The organism is Fodinibius salipaludis, assembly GCF_002287075.1.
Taxonomy (GTDB): Bacteria; Bacteroidota; Rhodothermia; order Balneolales; family Balneolaceae; genus Fodinibius; species Fodinibius salipaludis.
Genome location: NZ_NSKE01000020.1, coordinates 1 through 3,573, shown reverse-complemented (window position 1 = coordinate 3,573; position 3,573 = coordinate 1). Strand labels below are relative to the sequence as shown.

Annotated in this window: 3 protein-coding genes; 1 reads left to right on the top strand and 2 read right to left on the bottom strand. The window is 42.0% G+C overall.

Going from position 1 to position 3,573, the window contains the following annotated elements; all coding sequences use genetic code 11:
• Nucleotides 1–26: 26 nt before the first annotated feature.
• Nucleotides 27–1,049 carry an IS110 family RNA-guided transposase gene (locus CK503_RS15765; RefSeq protein WP_095607796.1) on the bottom strand — a complete coding sequence of 341 codons (1,023 nt, stop codon included), beginning with the start codon at nucleotides 1,047–1,049 and terminating at the stop codon, nucleotides 27–29.
• Between the two features lie 273 nt (nucleotides 1,050–1,322).
• Nucleotides 1,323–2,561, bottom strand: a complete 1,239-nt coding sequence (locus CK503_RS15760) for a hypothetical protein (protein WP_095607795.1) — start codon at nucleotides 2,559–2,561, stop codon at nucleotides 1,323–1,325.
• Between the two features lie 142 nt (nucleotides 2,562–2,703).
• Here CK503_RS15760 and CK503_RS15755 point away from each other — a divergent pair, with 142 nt between their 5' ends.
• On the top strand, nucleotides 2,704–3,234 hold the full coding sequence (locus CK503_RS15755; RefSeq protein ID WP_095607794.1) for a DUF5662 family protein: 531 nt from the start codon (nucleotides 2,704–2,706) through the stop codon (nucleotides 3,232–3,234).
• Nucleotides 3,235–3,573 lie beyond the last annotated feature (339 nt).

The following is a 3,573-nucleotide window of genomic DNA, read 5'->3' as shown; positions in this document are numbered from 1 at the left end:
CTTGAATGCTATGACTTTGTCAAGTGTTATGCCGCACTTTTTTGCTTGTCAAACCTGGATGTATAATCCTTTTGGTAGGCTTGGCCACTATTCCAGATAGCACAGATAATTTTAATCATTTTGTTGATTAGATTATTGCGAACCACTGGCCACGGTTTCCCTTCATTGAGTTTTCGTTGTTTGTAGCAGGCAAACCGCTCATGGTGATGACTCACCGAACGGGCGACCATCGTCATACAGGATCGCATCTGGCTGTTCCCGTGCCCGGAGGAACGTGTCTTACCTCTCACCGATGAGCCGGAGCGGTGGCGGTGCGGGGCAAAACCAAACCGCGAGGCAATCTGTTTGTGGTTGAGGGTTTGATGGCCATAAAACAACGTCAGCCAAAGCCAGGCGGTGACTTTTCCTACGCCGGGGATTGTCAGCAACAGTTGGTAATACTGGTTTAGTCCCTGATGGGTGGTAATGAGCTGGTGTATGTGATCTTCCAGCTGTTCTATTTGTTGTTCATATAGCTGCAGTTGTTGCTGCCACTGCTCCTCGAGCAGCTGCGAGGGCACCAGGGCGTGGGTGGCTTGTTGGGTGCGATTTTGGGTGGCACCGCGTGCGGCAATTACCCGCTGTCGTTCCGCGTACAGCTGCTGAAGCTGTTTAATACGCTTTTTCGGCGGAGGTGTCAGGCTAATCTGGTCAGCGTAGCGATCGCCATACTCTGCCAGCAGGCGGGCATCAAAGCGATCATCTTTGCGATGGTGTTCCGGGGCTACTTTCTTAGCAGCGGTGGTCTTAAGCAGAGCGCATTTCCAGCCCCGACGGCTAAGGCTGGCCAAGAGGCGGTCGCTGTAAATGCCGGTATTTTCAATACAGATGATGGTGTGCTGTTGGGGGCAGTTGTGGGTGTTTAACCACCGGTGCAGGCGCTGGAAGCCTTCGTCTCGATTGGTCCATTGACTGTATTCCCCGTGGGGTCGCAGCCAACAGTCGATGGTATCTTTTGACACATCAATGCCCAGAAAATGGTGATAGGATGTGGGGGTTGTAGTATCCATAACAAATGCTCATTTTATTCATGGTATGCTGATAATACCAGCATTGTATTACGGAACCTGACTCTATTATAAGCCTGGGAGCGATCCCGGCTGGAATGCTATTTAGGTTTTGGTAATACCACCGGCGGGAGGGCTGATTCAAGCGTTAGGCTCTAGGCCTTATGCGCGGGCTAGCCTGTCTCCCGCCGTGCTGGTATTGTTAAATATGAGAGACGTTTTTGCACATCTCAACTCGGTAGGGTAGTCTAATAAATGCGCGGGTTATAGCACTTATCACTGTATATCGGTAGACTTTTGGTGTTTTGGCAGCCTATTATACCATCTTATTGTTTGAGAACTAGCATGCTTTAAGAATTCATTAAATTGATTCAAATCTGAGTTCGGGCATTCATTTCCATTCGTAGAGAAATTCGATTTAGAATGTACGACCCTATTTCTAGTTGCATACAATATTTTGGCTACCATGTTACATGCGGTAGCAATTTTATCATTGTCAGTCTCGTAAGTTAATTTTTCAAATTTAGTTTGTTTCCTAACTTGTTTTCGAATTGAATTCGGTAAGTGTTCAAATAATCCTACAAAATCGAATGAGACGTTAAAAATAGATTTAATCAATTCTTCATCACGAAACTTTTCCTCAAAAGATTTAGCTAAATCAAAAATAGATCTAATAAAATCACCATCCAGTGTTTTTGTTTGTGCTACATCTAATTTTTTTCTCATTAATTCATTTCCTTCTATGTTTACAACAACAGGAGCAAAATGCTCAAGTATTTTGTAGAAGTTAAGTAATTTCAATTCTGGATCTTCGATTTGTAATGCAGAAACAAATAGTCTCATACCTTCATTATAAGGCTCTAAATTTCGAAGATTTTCAACGGCTTTCTCTTTCATTTCTTTTTCCCAAGCCTCATGATCAAAATCAAAATCATTTATCTCAGAATATTTTAGTGAAATGCCAGAACTATCAGCAATTTCAAACAAATATGATTTTATTAAATTTTCTTCTTCCTGTTCAGAAAGTTTCTCAAAATCTTGAGGGTATTCAATTTCAACTGCTAGGTAGGGACTAATAGAACCCAAAAAATCTTCATCATAAGCATCTAGCTTGGTGGCTGCCAATCCTACAATAAATGATTTTTCTACTACATCAATATGTATTCCATTATCTAAAGGCAGTGAGAAATCGTGAAAGTTCTTTATTACATGTTCTTCATCACCATTTGCAGCCGAAACAATTTGGTAGGTTAGTGATTTAGTTTTAATTCTCCCTTTATTTACGATCTCTAAAGTTGGGAATTCATCAACTAGTCTTAGAAAATTTGCGACGTGAACTTCTATATAATCGTATTCCCCAGGAAAATAAAATGGTATATAATCAAAGTCATTATAATCATCAGGGTCATCACTGAATTCTAAATCATCTCGATAATCTGCAAAATGATCATAGTTTTCTATGAGATAATTGCATCCTCTCTTTATATCACTTAGGACTTCCTTATCTATTTGCATTCCAAGGTTGAATTAAATTTAATCTGATAAATTAGTTAGTAAAATAAAGGAATAGCATATTCAGGCAAGTTTTTATAAGTGCTATAACGCCATTGCGCATAAGCTGCACGCGATAAAATGTTGAATTAGCAACTAACGAAAGATGAGACTTAAAACCAAGAGCGGCAAAGACTTGGCGAGGCGTGTCCGTTTAATGCGCTGGTTAAGGACAACACCAATGCGACGACATTTAGAATATTTTAAATATGTGATAAGGCACAAATGGTTTGTGTTTGTTGCTGGCTTAAAAGTAGGCGCACCAATTTGGCAATTAATTATACACGATTGGAGTAAATTTTTGCCGAGCGAATGGATGCCTTATGCGAAAACTTTTTATGCGCCGGATGGAAGTAGCCAATACGAAGAACACAGGCAATTTGATGTAGCTTGGAACCACCACCAAAACCGCAAAAAACACCACTGGCAATATTGGATACTGCAACGTGATGATGGCGATGAAATTTGTTTGCCTATACCAAAGCGATATTTATTAGAAATGGTTGCTGACTGGATGGGAGCTGGCAGAGCTATTACAGGAGAATGGGAAGTTGCCGAATGGTATAGAGCAAACAAAGAAAAGATTAAGTTAGAAGAGCAAACTCGAAACCACGTTGAATCATTGGTGTTGCCTTAACGGACGGCGCATAACCTACGCCGAGATTCGTGAGGGTTATAAATGACAAAATTTGAACCGTAAAAGCAAGAGGTGGGACCGATGGGCGAGCGGCGAGGTGCGTCCGGTATTATGCATTAGAAAGAGGACACCTGTAGATTGGGTAGAATCCACATTCAACTCCAACCATACAGAGAGGTCCTCTTATGAATACTACGACACATTACGCAGGAATGGATATTCATGCAAGCAATACCGTCATACAGTCCATTGACCCAACTGGGGAGCAAGTGCAACAGCGGGAGGTGCCCACACGAGCAGACAAACTGATCAACTGGGCCCGCAACTACCCGCATGACC

Coding starts and splice junctions, on each gene's coding strand:
- CK503_RS15760 (WP_095607795.1), bottom strand. CDS start 2,561: ATGCAAATAGATAAGGAAGTCCTAAGTGATATAAAGAGAGGATGCAAT.
- CK503_RS15755 (WP_095607794.1), top strand. CDS start 2,704: ATGAGACTTAAAACCAAGAGCGGCAAAGACTTGGCGAGGCGTGTCCGT.
- CK503_RS15765 (WP_095607796.1), bottom strand. CDS start 1,049: ATGGATACTACAACCCCCACATCCTATCACCATTTTCTGGGCATTGAT.